This window comes from Ruegeria sp. HKCCSA071 (genome assembly GCF_017872555.1).
Taxonomy (GTDB): domain Bacteria; phylum Pseudomonadota; class Alphaproteobacteria; order Rhodobacterales; family Rhodobacteraceae; genus Ruegeria.
This window is the reverse complement of sequence record NZ_JAEDOX010000009.1, coordinates 108,808-124,669: the sequence shown is the minus strand read 5'-3', so window position 1 is coordinate 124,669 and position 15,862 is coordinate 108,808. Positions and strand designations below refer to the sequence as shown.

The window sequence follows — 15,862 nt, the reverse complement described above, 5'->3', positions numbered from 1 at the left end:
TTCCACCGGCTTTTGCCGAAATCAATTTCGCCTGCTTTACAACAACCGCACCGTCAGGATCTTGTAACTCGCCACGCCAAAGAACCCGGCAAAGGCGAAATCGAACCAGCGGCGGGCACGGCGGTAGGTGCGGACCATGCGGGCGGATGAGAACAGGAACGCATAGCCGATAAAGATCATCAGTGATCCCGCGTACAGCATGGCGAAATAGCCCAGCAGCATCGGCAGGCTGGCATCGCTTGGCGCGATGATGGCATAGATCGACCCCCAGCTGAGGATTGCTTTGGGGTTGGTCAGGTGGATGGCGGCACCTTTGGCAAAGATCGTGGGCAGCGTGCCAGTGACCGGTTTGCCCAGGGCGACCTCATCATCCGAGGTCATCGCGCGTTTCAGGGCCTTCAGCGCCAGCCAGCCCAGATAGGCCACGCCGACATAGCGGATCACTTCGAACAGCCAGACATTGGCCAGCATGACCGCCGACAGGCCCAGCGCCGCGGCAATGCCCCAAGCGGCCGATCCGGCGCAGATGCCAAGGGCAAAGGCCAGCCCGGCGGTGCGGCCTTCGTTCATGGCGGTTCCGGCAATGCCCATCGTGGCCGGGCCCGGCGAGCCCCCGGCCATCAGCCAGGCGAACCAGATGGCGATAAAGCCGGGGGTGATCACGCGCGCGCCTCGTCCATCAGGCGGCGCATTTCCCGAATGGCGGGGGTGAGACCCAGAAAGATTGCCTCGCCAATCAGGAAATGCCCGATGTTCAGTTCCATGACCTCAGGGAAGGCGGCAACCGGCTTTACGGAGTTATAGGTCAGGCCATGGCCTGCATGAACCTCGAGCCCCAGCGAATGGGCAAAGGTGGACATCTGGCGCAGCGATTCAAGCTCGCGCGCGGCGGCGTCCATGCGGCCTTCTGCATGGGCATCGCAATAGGCGCCGGTGTGCAGTTCGATCACCTCGGCGCCGATGCGGTGCGCGGCCTCGATCTGACGCTGATCCGCGGCGATGAAGATCGACACGCGGCACCCGGCCTCGCGCAGGGGGGCGATGAAATGGGCCAGCTTGTTTTCCTCGCGCGCGACTTCGAGCCCGCCTTCGGTGGTGCGTTCCTCGCGCTTTTCGGGAACGATACAGACAGCGTGCGGCTTGTGACGCAGGGCGATTTTCTGCATCTCTTCGGTGGCGGCCATTTCAAAGTTCAGAGGCACTGACAGAACCTCCATCAGCCCGTCAATATCGGCGTCCGAGATATGGCGGCGGTCTTCGCGCAGATGCGCGGTGATGCCGTCGGCGCCAGCCTCTTCTGCCAGCTTGGCAGCGCGCAACGGGTCAGGATAGGCCCCGCCGCGCGCGTTGCGCACGGTGGCGACATGATCGATATTCACACCCAGACGCAGACGGCTTTCGGACATCATTTGGTTCCTTTTGCAGATTTTCGCCCCGACCTTAGCGATCTTGGCGCGGGACCGGCAGTTGTTTCTCCGGCCAGACGTTTGATTTCTTCAAACTTTGCCTTGATCTTGGCGCGGCGGCGCAGCTGGTAGGTCAGGATCAGCGGCAGGCTGAGGTAGTAGCAGATAATGCCCGCCACGATACCGGGGATGATGCCGCCAATCATGTAGGGATAGAAAACATCATCATAGAACTGCCCCAGCCCGTGCCAGTCGGCCACGCGGTCCGTGAACAGGGCAAGAAGGTTGTTCTTGAGGTCGCCGATGGCGTCGGCAAACTTGCCCATCAGCCCCTGCGTGTCGCCTTCTTCATATTCGGTGCCCAGCAGGAAATGCCCGGTTTGCAGGCAGATCACCCCAATCGGGACATAGGTCAGGGGATTGCCGAAGAACGTGCCGCTGAGTGCGGCCAGAATATTTCCCTTGATCAGCCGCGCACCAATTGCCGCGACCAGAAAGTGCAGCCCGTAAAACGGCGTGAAGGATGCGAAAACGCCCGCCCCGATGCCGCGGGCGATCCGGTCAGGGGAATCCGGCAGGCGGCGGACACGGTGTTTGACATAGTGGAAGGCGCGGGTCCATCCGCCACGCGGATAGACGAGTTCCGATGCGACCTGAACAGGAGAGCGTCGGTCTCGGCGCTTGAATACCACCCGTGATCACCCCTTCTCAGCCAGCCGCAGTCGCGGTCTTGGTCCGGTCCCGATAACGCTCGACCGCTGCAACGTCGCTTTCAGCCTCAAGCATCAGCATCAGCGAATGCAACTGTTCAAGGTCGCGCAGTTCGACATTGATCAGCAGGCGGTAAAAATCCGGTTTGCGGTCCACAAATTCCAGGTTCGAGATATTGGCCTTTTTCTCGCCGATCAATGTGCAAATGCGCCCCAGAACCCCGGCATCATTGCCGATGGTCAGATCCAGTGTCGCCCCATAGACGGCAGGGTGCGTACCCGAATGCCAGTGCAGATCGACCCAGCGTTCCGGTTCGCTTTCATATTGGCTGAGCTTGTCGCAGTCGATGGCGTGCACCACAACGCCTTTGCCCCGGTAGGTGATGCCGACGATCCTTTCGCCCGGCAGCGGCTGGCAGCAGGGCGCGCGGTCGAATTTCTGGCCGGGCTCAAGCCCGATCACGGCACGCCGCAGCGGGATGGCGTCGCCTTCATCCTTGGCCAGTTCGGGATAGACGGCCTCGACCACCTCATGGGCAGTCAGCTCGGCACTGCCCAGGCGGGCCAGCAATTCATGCCGGTCTTTGAGGCGCAGGTGCTTGGCGGCGGTATCAAGCGCCTTGTCGGTGGCTTTGCGCCCCACATGGTCAAAACCCGAGCGCGCCAGTTCCTTGCCCAGCTTGATGAACCGTTCGCGATCCACCTCGCGCAGGGCGCGGCGGATGGCGGTGCGGGCCTTGCCGGTGACGGCGATCTCAAGCCATGTGACCTGCGGTGTCTGCCCGTCAGCGGTGATGATATCCACCGACTGGCCGTTCTTCATCCGCGTCCAGAGCGGCACGCGAATGCCATCGACCTTGGCCCCCACGCAGGCATGGCCGATCCGGGTGTGGATGGCATAGGCGAAATCGATCGGGGTCGCGCCCCGCGGCAGTTTCACCACGTCGCCCTTGGGGGTGAAGCAGAAGACCTGGTCCGAATACATCTCGAGCTTGACGGCTTCGAGGAAGTCTTCGTGATCATCCTCGTTGTCAAACTGTTCAGTCAGGTTGGATATCCATTTGGCCGGATCGACGGCAAAGGGGTTTTCCGTGCGCACCCCGTCCCGGTAGGACCAGTGCGCCGCAACGCCGGTTTCGGCCACATCGTGCATCTGGCGAGTGCGGATCTGAACCTCGACCCGTTTGCCATCGCGCCCTGAAACCGTGGTGTGGATTGAACGGTAGCCGTTCGATTTCGGCTGGCTGATATAGTCCTTGAACCGCCCCGGCACCGCGCGCCAGCGTTGATGGATGGCCCCGAGCGTGCGATAGCAGTCTTCTTCCGTCTGGGTGATGATGCGGAACCCGTAGATATCCGAGAGGCGCGAGAAGCCCTGATCCTTTTCCTGCATCTTGCGCCAGATCGAATAGGGTTTCTTGGCGCGGCCAAAGACTTCGGCTTCGATGCCCGCCTTTTCCAGCTCGTGGCGCATGTCGCCGGTGATGCGGTGGATCACATCGCCGGTTTCACGTTGCAGCGTGATAAAGCGACGGATGATCGACTGGCGGCCTTCGGGGTTCAGGACGCGGAACGCGAGGTCTTCGAGCTCCTCGCGCATCCATTGCATCCCCATGCGGCCCGCAAGCGGCGCGTAGATATCCATCGTCTCGCGCGCTTTCTGAACCTGCTTTTCGGGCCGCATCGCCTTGATGGTGCGCATGTTGTGCAGACGGTCGGCCAGCTTGACCAGAATGACCCGCAGGTCCTTGGACATGGCCATGAACAGCTTGCGGAAATTCTCGGCCTGTTTGGTTTCGCGGCTGGACAGTTGCAGGTTGGTCAGCTTGGTGACGCCATCGACCAGCTTGGCGACCTCATCCCCGAACAGATCGGACACCTTGCCGTAATTGGCCTTGGTGTCTTCGATCGTGTCATGCAGCAAAGCCGTAATGATCGTCGCATCATCCAGACGCTGTTCGGTCAGGATGGCGGCAACGGCAACAGGGTGGGTAAAGTAGGGCTCGCCTGAATGGCGGAATTGCCCTTCGTGCATCTTCTGGCCAAACTCATAGGCCAGCGCGATACGTTCGGCATTCGTCTTGGGATTGTAGTTGCGGACCAGCGCAATCAGATCGTCAGCAGAAATCATCCGGTCCGCACCTTCGTCTTTGGAGCTTACCCCTGCCCTTGAGCCTCCATCAGAGCGCGCAGGAGCTTTTCTTCGGACATGTCGTCCATCGCAGGCTTGTCCGACTCGGCACCCATCAGCAGCGCCATCTGATCTTCTTCCGGCTCATCAACCTCGATCTGGGTCTGGTTGGCCTCGATCAGGCGTTCGCGCAGGGCGTCCGCGCCTTGGGTTTCGTCGGCGATTTCACGCAGGGACACGACAGGGTTCTTGTCGTTGTCGCGGTCAACGGTAATCGCGGCACCGGCAGAAATCTCGCGCGCCCGATGGGCGGCCAGCATCACCAGTTCGAACCGGTTTGGAACCTTGTCTACGCAATCTTCTACCGTCACGCGGGCCATTGGGCGCTCTCCGTTTCTGAGTCCATGTCAGGAAGGGGTTTATCTAAGCGCGATTCCGCGCCTTGACAAGCAGGAAATGCTGCATTTGCAGGGATCACAGCGGCGTAACCGCCGCAACCTCGGGCGGGGGCAGGTCGGCAACCATCTGGGAAACCGTGCGATCAAGCACGGGGTGACGCCAGTCGGGCACAATATCCGCCATCGGCACAAGCACAAAAGCGCGGTCCTGAAGGCGCGGATGCGGCAGGATCAGCTGATCCGGTGCCTCTTGCCGTTGCGCCTCGGGCGGCAGGGTCAGCCAGCGGTCGAACAGGGCGCGGTCGGGCAGAATCTGATCGCCATAGCACACAAGATCCAGATCCAGCGTCCGCATTCCCCAGCGCTGCACCCGTTCACGGCCGAACTGGTTTTCAACCTCGTGCAGCGCGCGCAAAAGCTCGGACGGGGATTTGTCGGTTTCGATCAGCGCTGCCGCATTCACGTAATCCGGGCCAGCGCCAGCGGGGAAGCAGGGTGTCGCAAAAAACCGGCTTACAGAGCGAATCACCACGCCCTGCTGCGAAAGTGCGTCAATTGCGCGCTGTAGCGTTACAGCGGGCCCATTTCCTCTCAGATCGAGATTTGCGCCCAATGCCACAACCGCATTTGGCAAAGAATTGTACATATGCTACCCTATATTCGACACATTGCATACTTGCGATAACCGACAAAAGTTCTAATTATAAGTCCACCAGAGTGCGCCATATTATAACTCACACACCCACTCACTCACGTAACGCGGCGTAGTCTGGATTGTACCGGAAGGACCTATTTATGTTTTATAAGGACGAACGGCTAGCGCTGTTCATCGACGGCTCGAATCTTTATGCCGCGGCAAAAGCACTCGGTTTCGACATAGACTACAAACTTCTGCGGCAGGAATTCATGCGCCGTGGCAAGTTGCTTCGGGCTTTCTACTATACAGCGCTGCTTGAAAACGACGAGTATTCACCAATCCGCCCATTGGTTGACTGGCTTCATTACAACGGCTTCACCATGGTCACCAAACCGGCCAAGGAATACACCGACAGCATGGGGCGTCGGAAAGTCAAAGGGAACATGGATATCGAGCTGACGGTCGATGCCATGGAACTGGCACCGCGTGTGGATCATATCGTGCTGTTCTCGGGTGACGGGGATTTCCGCCCGCTGATCGCCAGCCTGCAACGTCAGGGCGTTCGCGTGTCGGTCGTGTCAACGATCCGCAGCCAACCGCCGATGATTTCGGACGAGCTGCGCCGTCAGGCCGACAACTTCATCGAGTTGGAGGATCTGCGCGACGTGATCGGTCGCCCGCCGCGTGAAATGCCGGCAGAGCATCGCAGCGTCGCGGTTGCAGGCGGCAGCTGATCCGGCACCACTGCCTGTTGATGGGAAAATTCGCGCGGTCAGGACCGGAGTCCTGGCCGCGCTTCTTTAACTAAGGATTGGTGCTGAAACATCCTCTGACTAACAACGATTCGTGTCAGATGAATGACAATGTCCTGTCTGGACCAAGGCCGGGAAAAGACTTACCTGTGCCCTAAGGAGACAGCCGAATGACCAAGCCGCCACTGACACTTTACCTGGCCGCGCCGCGCGGGTTCTGCGCCGGTGTGGACCGCGCCATCAAGATCGTTGAAATGGCCCTGCAAAAATGGGGGCCGCCGGTCTATGTGCGCCACGAGATCGTGCATAACAAATTCGTGGTCGACGGGTTGCGGGCCAAAGGGGCTGTGTTTGTCGAAGAACTGCATGAATGCCCCGATGACCGCCCGGTGATCTTTTCCGCCCATGGTGTGCCGAAATCGGTACCCGCCGAAGCCGCGCAGCGTGAGATGATCTATGTGGATGCCACCTGTCCGCTGGTGTCGAAGGTTCATGTCGAGGCACAGCGCCATGCGGATGCGGGATTGCAGATGATCATGATCGGCCATAAGGGCCACCCCGAAACCGTTGGTACGATGGGACAGCTGCCAAAAGGTGATGTGCTACTGGTCGAAACGGTCGAGGATGTGGCCACCGTGCAGGTGCGCGACCCCGACAAGCTGGCCTTTGTCACCCAGACCACCCTGTCGGTGGATGATACCAAGGACATCATCACAGCCCTTCAGGACCGGTTCCCGGCCATTGTCGGCCCGCATAAGGAAGACATCTGTTATGCCACCACCAACCGGCAGGAGGCCGTGAAGGCCGTGGCGCCCAAGGCCGATGCGCTGCTGGTTGTGGGGGCTCCGAACTCGTCAAACTCCCGCCGTCTGGTCGAGGTCGCATCACGCGAGGGGTGCAAATATGCACAGCTGGTCCAGCGTGCGACCGAGATCGACTGGCGCGCTTTGCAGGGCATCAAAAGCGTTGCGGTGACCGCAGGCGCATCGGCCCCGGAATTGCTGGTGAACGAGGTGATCGACGCCTTCCGCGATCATTACGATGTCACTGTCGAGCCGGTCGAGACCGCAACTGAAAACGTCGAATTCAAAGTGCCGCGCGTGTTGAGGCAACCGGCGTGACCGGCGTGCCGAAGGCGCCGCTTTATCTGGGGCTGGCGGGACTGGTCCCGTTTGTCTGGGGCGCGCTGACCTATCTGAACGGTGATCTGAACGACTGGGGTTCGCATACATTTGGCCCGCGCTTTGTTGGCCCTTATGTGCAGCTGTTCTATGGCTCGGTCATCCTGAGCTTTATGTCCGGTGTTCTGTGGGGGTTTGCCACCAAGACCTCGGGCAGCAAGGCGGCGCTGTGTTATGGGCTGTCGGTCCTGCCTGCGCTGTGGGCCTTTGCCATGACAGGCGGCGGGCCGGTCACTGCGGGCACCAATCTGATCTACGGGTTCACCGGCTTGCTGCTGCTGGACGCCCTGTTTTCATACTGGCGGCTGACGCCGGTCTGGTGGATGCAGCTGCGTATCCTGCTGACCGCGGTCGTTCTGGCCAGCCTAGCCGTAGGAGTGTACCTGTGAGCGACAAACGCACGATTGATGCCTATACGAACAGAGTAAACGAATATCTGGCCATTCCTCTGCCAGCCGAACAGCTCAAGACCCGTCAGGATTTTGCCGATGCGGTCGGTGCGGGCGGCTATGTGCTGGATCTGGGGTCAGGCCCCGGATCGGACAGCGGTTTCCTGATGCGTCAGGGGCTGAAGGTGCGGGCGCTGGATGCCACCCCCGCCTTTGTCGAACATGCCCGCCAGAACGGGGTGGACGCGCATCTGGGCACGTTCGACGATGTTACCGAAACCGCCGAGTATGACGGTGTCTACGCCAGTTTTTCCCTACTGCACGCGCCGCGAGCGGATTTTACGCGTCACCTGAAAGCGATCCACACGGCCCTGAAGCCCGGAGGCCAGCTGTTTCTGGGCATGAAGCTGGGCACGGGCGAGCATCGTGACGATCTGGACCGCTATTACACCTATTACTCGGAAGCCGAGATCCGAGAGGCGCTGACCCAGGCCGGGTTCACGGTTGACCGCACGGTCGAAGGGGTGGGCAAGGGTCTGGCCGGGTCTTACGACGGGTTTATTCTGGTGTTCGCCCATGCCTGAGTTGTTTGCCTATACAGATGGCGCCTGTTCCGGCAATCCCGGCCCCGGAGGCTGGGGCGTGCTGCTGCGTGCGAAGAACGGGGACAGGGTATTGAAAGAGCGGGAACTGAACGGCGGCGAGGCCGAGACGACCAACAACCGAATGGAGTTGCTGGCTGCCATCAGCGCGCTTGAGACGCTGGAGCGCCCGTCGAAGATCACCATTGTCACCGACAGCGCCTATGTGAAGAACGGCGTCACCGGCTGGATATTCGGCTGGAAGCGGAATGGCTGGAAAACCTCGAACAAGAAGCCGGTCAAGAATGTCGATCTGTGGCAGCGACTGGACGAGGCGCAGGAACGACATGATGTGACATGGGAATGGGTCAAGGGCCATGCGGGCCATCCCGAAAACGAAAAGGCCGATGAACTGGCCCGCGCAGGCATGGCGCCCTTCAAGCCGAAAAAGGCACCGGCGTGAGCGCGCTGACGCTGCTGGATTATGCCTCGGTTCTGATCTTTGCGCTGACCGGGGCGCTGGTGGCCAGCCGGGCACAGCTGGATCTGGTGGGCTTCGCCTTCATGGCCTGCCTGACCGCAGTTGGCGGTGGCACGGTGCGCGACCTGCTGCTGGACAGGCACCCGATCTTCTGGGTCGGCCAGCCGGATTACATCCTGATTGCCGTCGCGGCGGCGGTGTTTGTGTTCTTTACCGCGCATCTGGTGGAAAGCCGCTATAACTGGCTGGTCTGGCTGGACAGTTTCGCGCTGTCGGTCGCCGTTGCCGCCGGAACCGGTGCCGCGCTGTCACTGGATCAGCCCGGTATCATCGTCGTGCTGATGGGTGTGACGACCGGGTGTCTGGGCGGGCTGATGCGCGACGTGGTCTGCAACGAGGTGCCGCTGGTCCTGAAACAAGGCGAACTTTACGTCTCGTGCGCGTTTTTGGGGGCGTTGACAGCGGTACTTGCGGTCAGGCTGGGGCTGGAGCCCGCCTTTGTGCTAGGTCTGTGCGCCCTTGTGTGCTGGGCCTTGCGGGCCGGGTCGCTGGTGTTTGGCTGGCAGTTGCCCGTCTACAAAAGCCGCCCGCCCCGCAACTGAACCTGTCGGTGGACGCGACCGGGGCGGGCTGATAGCTGTTTGGAACGCGCAGCCCGGAGGCCAAATGCCGTTCAGACTTACATCGATTGCGGTCTCACTGGCTTTGCTGGCCTCCTGCGGCGCATATTATGCGCCTGTCCACTTTGTTGCCGAGGGTGACCGGATCATCGCCTCAGGTACGATTGACGAAACGACGCTGTCCGCTTTTGAAGACGTCACCGCCGAAAATCCCGAAGCGCGCACGCTGGTGCTGCAATATATTGAGGGATCAGTGGATGACGACGCCAATGTCATCTTCAGCCGCGAGGTGCGCAAGGCCGGGTTCGATACCATCGTGCCCTCGGACGGTCTGGTTGCCAGCGGCGGCACCGATCTGTTTCTGGCCGGACATCGCCGTGTTTTGCAGCCGGGGGCCTGCGTCGGCGTTCACAGCTGGGCCGGGTCGGGGCTGGTGGCCACGGAGCTGCCCGAGGATGACCCGGAACATGACCGCTATCTGGATTATTTCAGGGACATTGGCGTCGATGAGTCGTTTTACTGGTACACGCTGTATGCGGCCCCGGCCGACAGCATCCACTGGATGACCGCCGCCGAGGTGAACCGGTTCGATATGACGACGAAAGCCGCCCCCGCGCTTGGCTCGGCGCTGGAGTGCGACGAGCGCTGATCTGCTGCGCTATCTGTCGAGTGAAGGTTTGCGGGACGGAATGCGCAGCCAAGGAATATGCTAACGGCGCAGGTAGGTCTGCCAGATCCAGATCACCAGCAATGCGCCCAGAACCGCGCCCACAAAGCCCGACATCCAGCCCATGACGGTTATCAGAAACCGCAGAACGAACCCTCCGATCAGGGCGCCTATGACACCGATCAGCATGGTGGTTGGAATGTCCGCCTCGATCCGCATCAGGCGGGTGGCGAGGAACCCCGCGGCTGCGCCGATGATGATCAGGGCGACGACGGGCATGTCATTTCCTCCAATGCGTCGGCACGATAATCAGGGCGCCGACAGACGAGATCACCGCATCCAGACCGGGAGGGCCAAAGCTGATCCCGAACATGATGCGGATGAAGTAGAACAGGAACGCCCCGCCCACGCAGATGATGATCGACTGAAGATAGCCGTTATGAGTGAACCCGGTCTGTTCGGACAGATATCCGACGATCCCGGCAATCACGACGGTCCCCATCATCACCATGAACATCGGGCTTCTCCTAGGTCAGGCGGGTGCCGGTGGGAATGGGCCAGCCCCGCAGGAAGGTTTCCCTATCCTGCGCGCCTTTGCCCGCCCGTTGCAAGCGCAGCAGTTCGACCGCGCCCTGACCGCAGGCCACGTGCAGGTCGTTGTTCAGAACCTCACCCGCTGCGCCCTGCCCGTCTGCCAGCCGCGATGCCAGCAGCTTGATGCGCTCGCCATTCATCTCGGTCCATGCGCCGGGAAAGGGTGACAGCCCGCGGATTTGCCTGTCGACCTCGACCGCCGGGCGTGTCCAGTCGATGCGGGCCTCGGACTTGTCGATCTTGGCGGCATAGGTCACGCCATCCTCGGGCTGAGGCTCGGACAACAGGTCCGGCAGTTTGGCCAGCGCCTCGACGATCAGCGCGGCCCCCATGGCCGAGAGCCGGTCATGCAGGTGGGCGGTGGTTTCTTCAGCTTCAATCGCGGTTGCCTGTCGCAGCAGGACCGGGCCGGTGTCCAAACCGGCCTCCATCTGCATGATGCAGATCCCGGTTTCGGCATCGCCGGACATAATCGCCCGGTGGATCGGGGCGGCACCGCGCCAGCGCGGCAGCAGGCTGGCGTGGATGTTCAGGCAGCCGTGTCGCGGCGCGTCCAGAATGGGTTGCGGCAGGATCAGGCCATAAGCGACGACGACGGCGATATCGGCGTTCAGCGCGGCAAATGCGGTTTGTTCGTCAGCAGATTTCAGAGAGGTTGGGTGGCGAACGGGCAGGCCCAGCGCCTCGGCCCGGGCATGAACCGGTGTCGGGCGGTCTTTCTTGCCGCGTCCGGCGGGGCGCGGAGGCTGACAGTAGACGGCGGCGATGTCGTGCCCGGCCTTGACGAGTGCGTCCAGCACCGGGACCGAAAAATCGGGGGTTCCCATGAAGATGATGCGCATCGTTGGCTCCGGCAGTTGGGACGGGTGCCGGGCTGAAGCCCGGCCTACGGACGTCAGGTTTGTTTGCGCGCCTTGCGCAGCAGCATGTCACGTTTGACCTTGCTGAGCCGGTCGAAATACATCCGCCCGTTCAGGTGGTCGATCTGATGCTGTACGCTGGTCGCGTCGATCCCGACGAAATCGCGGCGATCCAGCATGCCATGTTCGTTCAGGAACTTCACGGTCACCGCGCGCGGGCGTTTAATTGTGGCCGAGACGCCGGGCAGGTTCGGGCTGGCCTCTTCATGTTCGCGCAGTTCGATCGAGCTGTGCAGGATTTCCGGGTTTGCCAGACGCACGGCCCGGCCCCGTTCGGCAGAACCGTCAACAACGGCCAGCCGCAGCATCACCCCGATCTGTGGCGCGGCAAGACCGACGCCGGGCATCGCCTCCATCGTGTCGATCATGTCGTCCCAGATGGCGCGGACCTCATCAGTGATTTCGGGCACCTCATCCGCCTTGGTGCGCAGGCGCTTGTCAGGCCATGGCAGGCAGGTACGAACGGTCATGCACGGGCCCGTTCGCGTTTGAGCTTTTGCATCTTGCGGGTGATCATCTGCCGTTTCAGCGGCTTGAGATAGTCGATGAACAGCTTGCCGTCCAAATGATCGATCTCGTGCTGAACGCAGGTGGCCCAGAGCCCGTCAAAGGTTTCCTGTTGCAGGTTTCCGTCGCGGTCCATCCAAGTCACATCGACCACTTTGGGGCGTGTCACCTCGGCGTATTGATCAGGGATCGACAGGCAGCCTTCCTCGTAGACATTGGTTTCTTCCGAGGCCGCGATGACCTGCGGGTTGAACATGATCAGGGGGCGCGGTGCCTCGCCTTCTTCCTTGACGCAATCCAGCACGATCAAGCGATCCAGCACGCCGATCTGTGGCGCGGCAAGGCCAACACCGGGGGCGTCATACATCGTTTCCAGCATGTCATCGGCCAGCGCGCGCAGGTCGTCCGTGAGGTCGGCCACGGGGGCGCAGACCTTCTTGAGACGGGGGTCGGGATAGATCAGGATGTTACGTTTCATGAGGCTGATTTAGGCCATCCCGCCCCGCGCCGCAACGCCCCCCTTGCACCTGCCCGATTTGCGGTTAGCTTTCGGTCGAGAAAATGGAGCAGACATGACTTTCAACGACCTGATCGACCGCCGGGGCACCAACAGTACCAAGTGGGACAAGATGGAGATGCTGTATGGCGTCTCGCCCGAGGACGGGCTGGCCATGTGGACGGCCGATTCCGATTACCCGACGGCCCCCTGTGTGATCGACGCGGTGCGCGAGGCCGCAGATCACGGCGTGTTCGGCTATTCCTGGGCGCACCCGGAGTATCTGGCCTCGGTCCAGTGGTGGATGAAAACCCGCCACGATTGGGAAATCGACACGGACTGGGTTCTGACCACCCAGGGTCTGGGCAATGCTATTGCCCTGTCGCTGGAAGTCTGGACCGATCCCGGTGATGGCATCGTGATCTTTACCCCCGTTTACCATGAGTTTGCCCACAAGGTGAACAAATCGGGCCGCCGGGTCGTGGAATGCCCTTTGGTGCGGGACGGGGAAAGTTATGGCCTTGACCTGGAAGATGCGCAGTCGCGGCTGGACGGGTCCGAGAAGATGTTGCTGTGGTGTTCGCCGCAGAACCCGTCGGGCCGGGTCTGGACACCGGAGGAACTGCGCGCCGTGGCTGCATTTGCCGAGCGCAACGGGCTGATCCTTGTGTCAGACGAGATTCACCACGATCTGGTCTATCCCGGTGCCAAATTTGTGCCGATGGATGTGGCAGCCCCGGATGCACGCCCGTGGACAGTGACACTGACTGCGGCATCGAAGACCTTCAACATCGCCGGGCAGCGGACCGGCAACATGATCATTCCCGACCCCAAACTGCGCGAGGCGATGAAGCATCGGCTGGCAACGCTGGATTATGGCCCCAGCGCGTTGGGTGTGGCGATGATCACCGCCGCCTACAGCCCGGCCGGCGCGGATTGGGTGGATGCGCAGATCGCGCATCTGGAAGGAAACCGGCGTCTGTTCGATCAGACCATCGCCGAGATTCCGGGCCTGTGGTCGATGCCCTTGCAGGCGACCTATCTGGCCTGGGTCGACTTTTCCGGCACCGGCATGGATCACGCTGAATTTGTCCGCCGATTGCGCGAGGACGCGCGGATTGCAACCTCGTCCGGGCCGGGCTTTGGCACTGGCGGAGAGACCTTCGAACGGTTCAACCTGGCCACGCAACGGGCGCGGGTCGAGGACGCCTGCGCGCGACTGAAACGGGCCTTTGGTGACCTGCAATAATCCAAGCGGTGGCTGGGTTGCCTGGCCTCACAATGGACCGCGCCTGTTGGCCGGGCGCGGACCCCATGGCGAAATCCATAGCGATAGCCAGTCCTACGGCATGGTGGGCGTTACCCTGACCGAATCCGGCACGATGAAAATCCGAGCCTAGTCTTCGTATCCCAGCAGTGCGATGGGCGCATCCGGGGCGCGATAGAAATCCAGCGGTGCCTTGTCATGGGCGGCTGTGCTGCGCTTGAATTCATATCGCATCTCGCCGCCTTCATCCTGATCGGCAATGATCAGGCATTGATACAGAAGATTGGCCCCGTCATAGATATCGACCAACCCGCGCAGGCGCGGCGTTGTTTCCGCCTCAACCGTGAAACCATCTTTCCACAATTTGAGAATTTTGTAGGTATTGTCGCCCATCTGGACACGAAGGCGACTGGCCTTTTTCAATGTGGCGATTCGGGCGGCGTCCAACTCGGCGCGTATTTCCTTTGAAACATAAGTACTCATAAAATCACTCCCCCGCTAATGTCCTCTATTGTGCGGGAACTGTTGTAAAAATCCAGTGAACGCGTTCACGCAACGGGCTGTGCCTGCGGTTTGTTGCACAGATATACCAGCATTGCCTGTGCGCGCATGCAGGTCATGTGCGCGGGTAAACGCATAGGAACAGGCGGGTCTTGACCCTATCTTTGGCCAAACGCCTGTGCGGAGGATAAGATATGGGCCTGCTGGTCGATGGGAAATGGCAAGACACCTGGTATGACACCAAATCCACCGGTGGCGCATTCAAGCGCAGCGCGGCGCAGTTTCGCAACTGGCTGACCGCCGATGGCCGCGCGGGGCCGTCGGGCAAAAGCGGGTTCCGGGCCGAAGCCGGGCGGTATCACCTGTATGTCAGCTATGCCTGCCCCTGGGCGCATCGCACCTTGATCTTTCGCGCGTTGAAGGGGCTGAGCGATCTGGTTTCGGTTTCGGTCGTGCATCCCGACATGCTGGATCACGGCTGGACCTTTGAGGCGGATGATCACGGTGCCACGGGTGACCGTCTTTACGGGCTGAGCTATGCACATCAGATCTATACCAAGGCGGATCCGTCCTATTCCGGTCGCGTCACAGTGCCGATCCTGTGGGACAAGGCGCAAGAGACCATTGTTTCGAACGAAAGTTCGGAAATCATCCGCATGTTCAATTCGGCCTTCAACGACATCACTGGCAATACGGACGATTACTGGCCCGAGGCGATGCGGGACGAGATCGAGGAGGTCAATGCGCGTATTTATTCAGATGTCAACAACGGCGTCTACAAGTCGGGCTTTGCCACCTCGCAAGCGGCCTACGACGCCGCCGTACACCCGTTGTTTGACACGCTGGACTGGCTGGAAGGGCGTCTGGCCCGGAACCGGTATCTGATGGGGGACCGGATCACCGAAGCCGATTGGCGGTTGTTTACAACCCTGATCCGCTTCGACCCGGTCTATCACCTGCATTTCAAGTGCAACAGGCAGCGCCTGATCGATTATCCGAACCTATGGGCCTATACGCGGGAGCTGTATCAATGGCCCGGTGTCGCCGAGACTGTGAACATGGATCACATCGTGCGCCACTATCACTACAGCCATGACAGCATCAATCCGCACCGGATCATTCCGGTGAACCCGGTGCTGGATTACTTGGAGCCGCATGGACGCGATCAGCGCCCGGCAGCGTAATGTTCGACCATCGCCGCCAGATCCTCTGGCGGCGTTTCGCTTTGAACATAGGCACAGGCATTGGGACTGTGCGCAAATATCGACCCGTCGGAAAAGAAGGTGGTGTTGGTGACAAAAATCACCCGCGCCTCGGGGCGGCGATAGCTGGCAAAATCGGCCACAGCCAATGCGCTTCCGGTTTCCAGAACCAGATCCAGCACGATGATATCAAAATCCGTGCCATAGAGCGCCAGAATGGCGGCCTCCTGAGCGTCAACCAGCGTGACTTCGGCGTCTTGCCGCTCCAGATGTCTTTTCCAGACCCGACCAAGGTCGGGGTTACTCTCAACAATCAGAACTTTCATTTGCAACAACCTCGGCACTTGGTATGGTGAGTGGTGCCGACCCCCGTGGTCCGTGATCTCGTTATTTCCTTAACAAAGTGTTAACAGCAGCCGCAC

The 15,862-nt window shown here is 60.8% G+C and carries 22 protein-coding genes; 9 read left to right on the top strand and 13 right to left on the bottom strand.

Annotated features, from left to right (window positions below; genetic code table 11):
- Positions 1-36: 36 nt before the first annotated feature.
- The 6 genes from I9188_RS15780 to folK all read right to left on the bottom strand — a co-directional run bounded on the left by I9188_RS15780 (position 37) and on the right by folK (position 5,291).
- Positions 37-663, bottom strand: a complete 627-nt coding sequence (locus I9188_RS15780) for a LysE family translocator (protein WP_209506223.1) — start codon at positions 661-663, stop codon at positions 37-39.
- Positions 660-1,406 carry a pyridoxine 5'-phosphate synthase gene (locus I9188_RS15775; RefSeq protein WP_209506221.1) on the bottom strand — a complete coding sequence of 249 codons (747 nt, stop codon included), beginning with the start codon at positions 1,404-1,406 and terminating at the stop codon, positions 660-662. The genes I9188_RS15780 and I9188_RS15775 overlap by 4 nt, the downstream gene beginning before the upstream one ends.
- Positions 1,406-2,098 carry a DUF2062 domain-containing protein gene (locus tag I9188_RS15770; RefSeq protein ID WP_209506219.1) on the bottom strand — a complete coding sequence of 231 codons (693 nt, stop codon included), beginning with the start codon at positions 2,096-2,098 and terminating at the stop codon, positions 1,406-1,408. The genes I9188_RS15775 and I9188_RS15770 overlap by 1 nt, the downstream gene beginning before the upstream one ends.
- A 16-nt stretch (positions 2,099-2,114) precedes the next feature.
- A complete protein-coding gene (locus I9188_RS15765; protein ID WP_209506217.1) occupies positions 2,115-4,247 on the bottom strand; it encodes a bifunctional (p)ppGpp synthetase/guanosine-3',5'-bis(diphosphate) 3'-pyrophosphohydrolase in 2,133 nt (710 codons plus the stop codon).
- A 26-nt stretch (positions 4,248-4,273) separates the two neighbouring features.
- Positions 4,274-4,627, bottom strand: a complete 354-nt coding sequence (gene rpoZ, locus I9188_RS15760) for a DNA-directed RNA polymerase subunit omega (RefSeq protein ID WP_209506215.1) — start codon at positions 4,625-4,627, stop codon at positions 4,274-4,276.
- Between the two features lie 94 nt (positions 4,628-4,721).
- Positions 4,722-5,291, bottom strand: coding sequence for a 2-amino-4-hydroxy-6-hydroxymethyldihydropteridine diphosphokinase (gene folK / locus I9188_RS15755; protein ID WP_209506213.1), 570 nt, complete (start codon positions 5,289-5,291; stop codon positions 4,722-4,724).
- Between the two features lie 149 nt (positions 5,292-5,440).
- Between folK and I9188_RS15750 the strand changes: the two genes are divergently transcribed.
- The 7 genes from I9188_RS15750 (at position 5,441) to I9188_RS15720 (ending at position 9,935) form a co-directional block, all read left to right on the top strand.
- Entirely contained in the window at positions 5,441-6,016 is a 576-nt protein-coding gene (locus tag I9188_RS15750) for an NYN domain-containing protein (protein WP_209506211.1), read from the top strand.
- A 188-nt stretch (positions 6,017-6,204) separates the two neighbouring features.
- Complete coding sequence (gene ispH / locus I9188_RS15745) at positions 6,205-7,155, top strand: 4-hydroxy-3-methylbut-2-enyl diphosphate reductase (protein ID WP_209506209.1); 951 nt, start codon at positions 6,205-6,207, stop codon at positions 7,153-7,155.
- A complete protein-coding gene (locus I9188_RS15740; protein ID WP_209506206.1) occupies positions 7,152-7,604 on the top strand; it encodes a DUF3429 domain-containing protein in 453 nt (150 codons plus the stop codon). Before ispH ends, I9188_RS15740 begins: the two co-directional genes overlap by 4 nt.
- Positions 7,601-8,188 carry a class I SAM-dependent methyltransferase gene (locus I9188_RS15735; RefSeq protein WP_209506203.1) on the top strand — a complete coding sequence of 196 codons (588 nt, stop codon included), beginning with the start codon at positions 7,601-7,603 and terminating at the stop codon, positions 8,186-8,188. The genes I9188_RS15740 and I9188_RS15735 overlap by 4 nt, the downstream gene beginning before the upstream one ends.
- Complete coding sequence (gene rnhA / locus I9188_RS15730) at positions 8,181-8,648, top strand: ribonuclease HI (protein ID WP_209506201.1); 468 nt, start codon at positions 8,181-8,183, stop codon at positions 8,646-8,648. The genes I9188_RS15735 and rnhA overlap by 8 nt, the downstream gene beginning before the upstream one ends.
- Positions 8,645-9,268, top strand: a complete 624-nt coding sequence (locus tag I9188_RS15725) for a trimeric intracellular cation channel family protein (protein ID WP_209506199.1) — start codon at positions 8,645-8,647, stop codon at positions 9,266-9,268. Before rnhA ends, I9188_RS15725 begins: the two co-directional genes overlap by 4 nt.
- 64 nt (positions 9,269-9,332) lie before the next feature.
- Positions 9,333-9,935 (top strand): alpha/beta hydrolase, encoded by a 603-nt coding sequence (locus I9188_RS15720; protein WP_209506197.1) that lies wholly within the window; start codon positions 9,333-9,335, stop codon positions 9,933-9,935.
- 60 nt (positions 9,936-9,995) lie between these two features.
- Here the strand turns inward: I9188_RS15720 and I9188_RS15715 are convergent, their stop codons facing one another.
- From I9188_RS15715 to def (I9188_RS15695), 5 genes are read right to left on the bottom strand one after another with little or no spacing between them, the layout of a single operon-like run.
- Positions 9,996-10,232 (bottom strand): GlsB/YeaQ/YmgE family stress response membrane protein, encoded by a 237-nt coding sequence (locus I9188_RS15715; protein ID WP_209506194.1) that lies wholly within the window; start codon positions 10,230-10,232, stop codon positions 9,996-9,998.
- A 1-nt stretch (position 10,233) separates the two neighbouring features.
- Complete coding sequence (locus I9188_RS15710) at positions 10,234-10,470, bottom strand: hypothetical protein (protein WP_209506192.1); 237 nt, start codon at positions 10,468-10,470, stop codon at positions 10,234-10,236.
- A gap of 10 nt (positions 10,471-10,480) precedes the next feature.
- Positions 10,481-11,389, bottom strand: a complete 909-nt coding sequence (gene fmt, locus I9188_RS15705) for a methionyl-tRNA formyltransferase (protein WP_209506190.1) — start codon at positions 11,387-11,389, stop codon at positions 10,481-10,483.
- 53 nt (positions 11,390-11,442) lie between these two features.
- The gene (gene def / locus I9188_RS15700; protein ID WP_209506187.1) at positions 11,443-11,937 is read right to left on the bottom strand and encodes a peptide deformylase; all 495 of its coding nucleotides are present in this window, start codon (positions 11,935-11,937) and stop codon (positions 11,443-11,445) included.
- Positions 11,934-12,452 carry a peptide deformylase gene (gene def, locus I9188_RS15695; protein ID WP_209506185.1) on the bottom strand — a complete coding sequence of 173 codons (519 nt, stop codon included), beginning with the start codon at positions 12,450-12,452 and terminating at the stop codon, positions 11,934-11,936. Before def (I9188_RS15695) ends, def (I9188_RS15700) begins: the two co-directional genes overlap by 4 nt.
- 94 nt (positions 12,453-12,546) lie before the next feature.
- Between def (I9188_RS15695) and I9188_RS15690 the strand changes: the two genes are divergently transcribed.
- Positions 12,547-13,719 carry a MalY/PatB family protein gene (locus I9188_RS15690; protein ID WP_209506183.1) on the top strand — a complete coding sequence of 391 codons (1,173 nt, stop codon included), beginning with the start codon at positions 12,547-12,549 and terminating at the stop codon, positions 13,717-13,719.
- 147 nt (positions 13,720-13,866) lie between these two features.
- On the opposite strand, the gene I9188_RS15685 is transcribed toward I9188_RS15690, so the two are convergent.
- Positions 13,867-14,220, bottom strand: coding sequence for a hypothetical protein (locus I9188_RS15685; protein WP_209506181.1), 354 nt, complete (start codon positions 14,218-14,220; stop codon positions 13,867-13,869).
- Between the two features lie 212 nt (positions 14,221-14,432).
- Here I9188_RS15685 and I9188_RS15680 point away from each other — a divergent pair, with 212 nt between their 5' ends.
- Positions 14,433-15,422 carry a glutathione S-transferase family protein gene (locus I9188_RS15680; protein ID WP_209506178.1) on the top strand — a complete coding sequence of 330 codons (990 nt, stop codon included), beginning with the start codon at positions 14,433-14,435 and terminating at the stop codon, positions 15,420-15,422.
- Here I9188_RS15680 and I9188_RS15675 read toward each other — a convergent pair.
- A complete protein-coding gene (locus tag I9188_RS15675) occupies positions 15,404-15,766 on the bottom strand; it encodes a response regulator (RefSeq protein ID WP_209506176.1) in 363 nt (120 codons plus the stop codon). The two genes, I9188_RS15680 and I9188_RS15675, sit on opposite strands and share 19 nt — an antisense overlap.
- Positions 15,767-15,862 lie beyond the last annotated feature (96 nt).

Coding starts and splice junctions, on each gene's coding strand:
- I9188_RS15775 (WP_209506221.1), bottom strand. CDS start 1,406: ATGTCCGAAAGCCGTCTGCGTCTGGGTGTGAATATCGATCATGTCGCC.
- I9188_RS15765 (WP_209506217.1), bottom strand. CDS start 4,247: ATGATTTCTGCTGACGATCTGATTGCGCTGGTCCGCAACTACAATCCC.
- rpoZ (WP_209506215.1), bottom strand. CDS start 4,627: ATGGCCCGCGTGACGGTAGAAGATTGCGTAGACAAGGTTCCAAACCGG.
- folK (WP_209506213.1), bottom strand. CDS start 5,291: ATGTACAATTCTTTGCCAAATGCGGTTGTGGCATTGGGCGCAAATCTC.
- I9188_RS15750 (WP_209506211.1), top strand. CDS start 5,441: ATGTTTTATAAGGACGAACGGCTAGCGCTGTTCATCGACGGCTCGAAT.
- ispH (WP_209506209.1), top strand. CDS start 6,205: ATGACCAAGCCGCCACTGACACTTTACCTGGCCGCGCCGCGCGGGTTC.
- rnhA (WP_209506201.1), top strand. CDS start 8,181: ATGCCTGAGTTGTTTGCCTATACAGATGGCGCCTGTTCCGGCAATCCC.
- I9188_RS15720 (WP_209506197.1), top strand. CDS start 9,333: ATGCCGTTCAGACTTACATCGATTGCGGTCTCACTGGCTTTGCTGGCC.
- I9188_RS15715 (WP_209506194.1), bottom strand. CDS start 10,232: ATGCCCGTCGTCGCCCTGATCATCATCGGCGCAGCCGCGGGGTTCCTC.
- I9188_RS15710 (WP_209506192.1), bottom strand. CDS start 10,470: ATGTTCATGGTGATGATGGGGACCGTCGTGATTGCCGGGATCGTCGGA.
- fmt (WP_209506190.1), bottom strand. CDS start 11,389: ATGCGCATCATCTTCATGGGAACCCCCGATTTTTCGGTCCCGGTGCTG.
- def (WP_209506187.1), bottom strand. CDS start 11,937: ATGACCGTTCGTACCTGCCTGCCATGGCCTGACAAGCGCCTGCGCACC.
- def (WP_209506185.1), bottom strand. CDS start 12,452: ATGAAACGTAACATCCTGATCTATCCCGACCCCCGTCTCAAGAAGGTC.
- I9188_RS15690 (WP_209506183.1), top strand. CDS start 12,547: ATGACTTTCAACGACCTGATCGACCGCCGGGGCACCAACAGTACCAAG.
- I9188_RS15685 (WP_209506181.1), bottom strand. CDS start 14,220: ATGAGTACTTATGTTTCAAAGGAAATACGCGCCGAGTTGGACGCCGCC.
- I9188_RS15680 (WP_209506178.1), top strand. CDS start 14,433: ATGGGCCTGCTGGTCGATGGGAAATGGCAAGACACCTGGTATGACACC.
- I9188_RS15675 (WP_209506176.1), bottom strand. CDS start 15,766: ATGAAAGTTCTGATTGTTGAGAGTAACCCCGACCTTGGTCGGGTCTGG.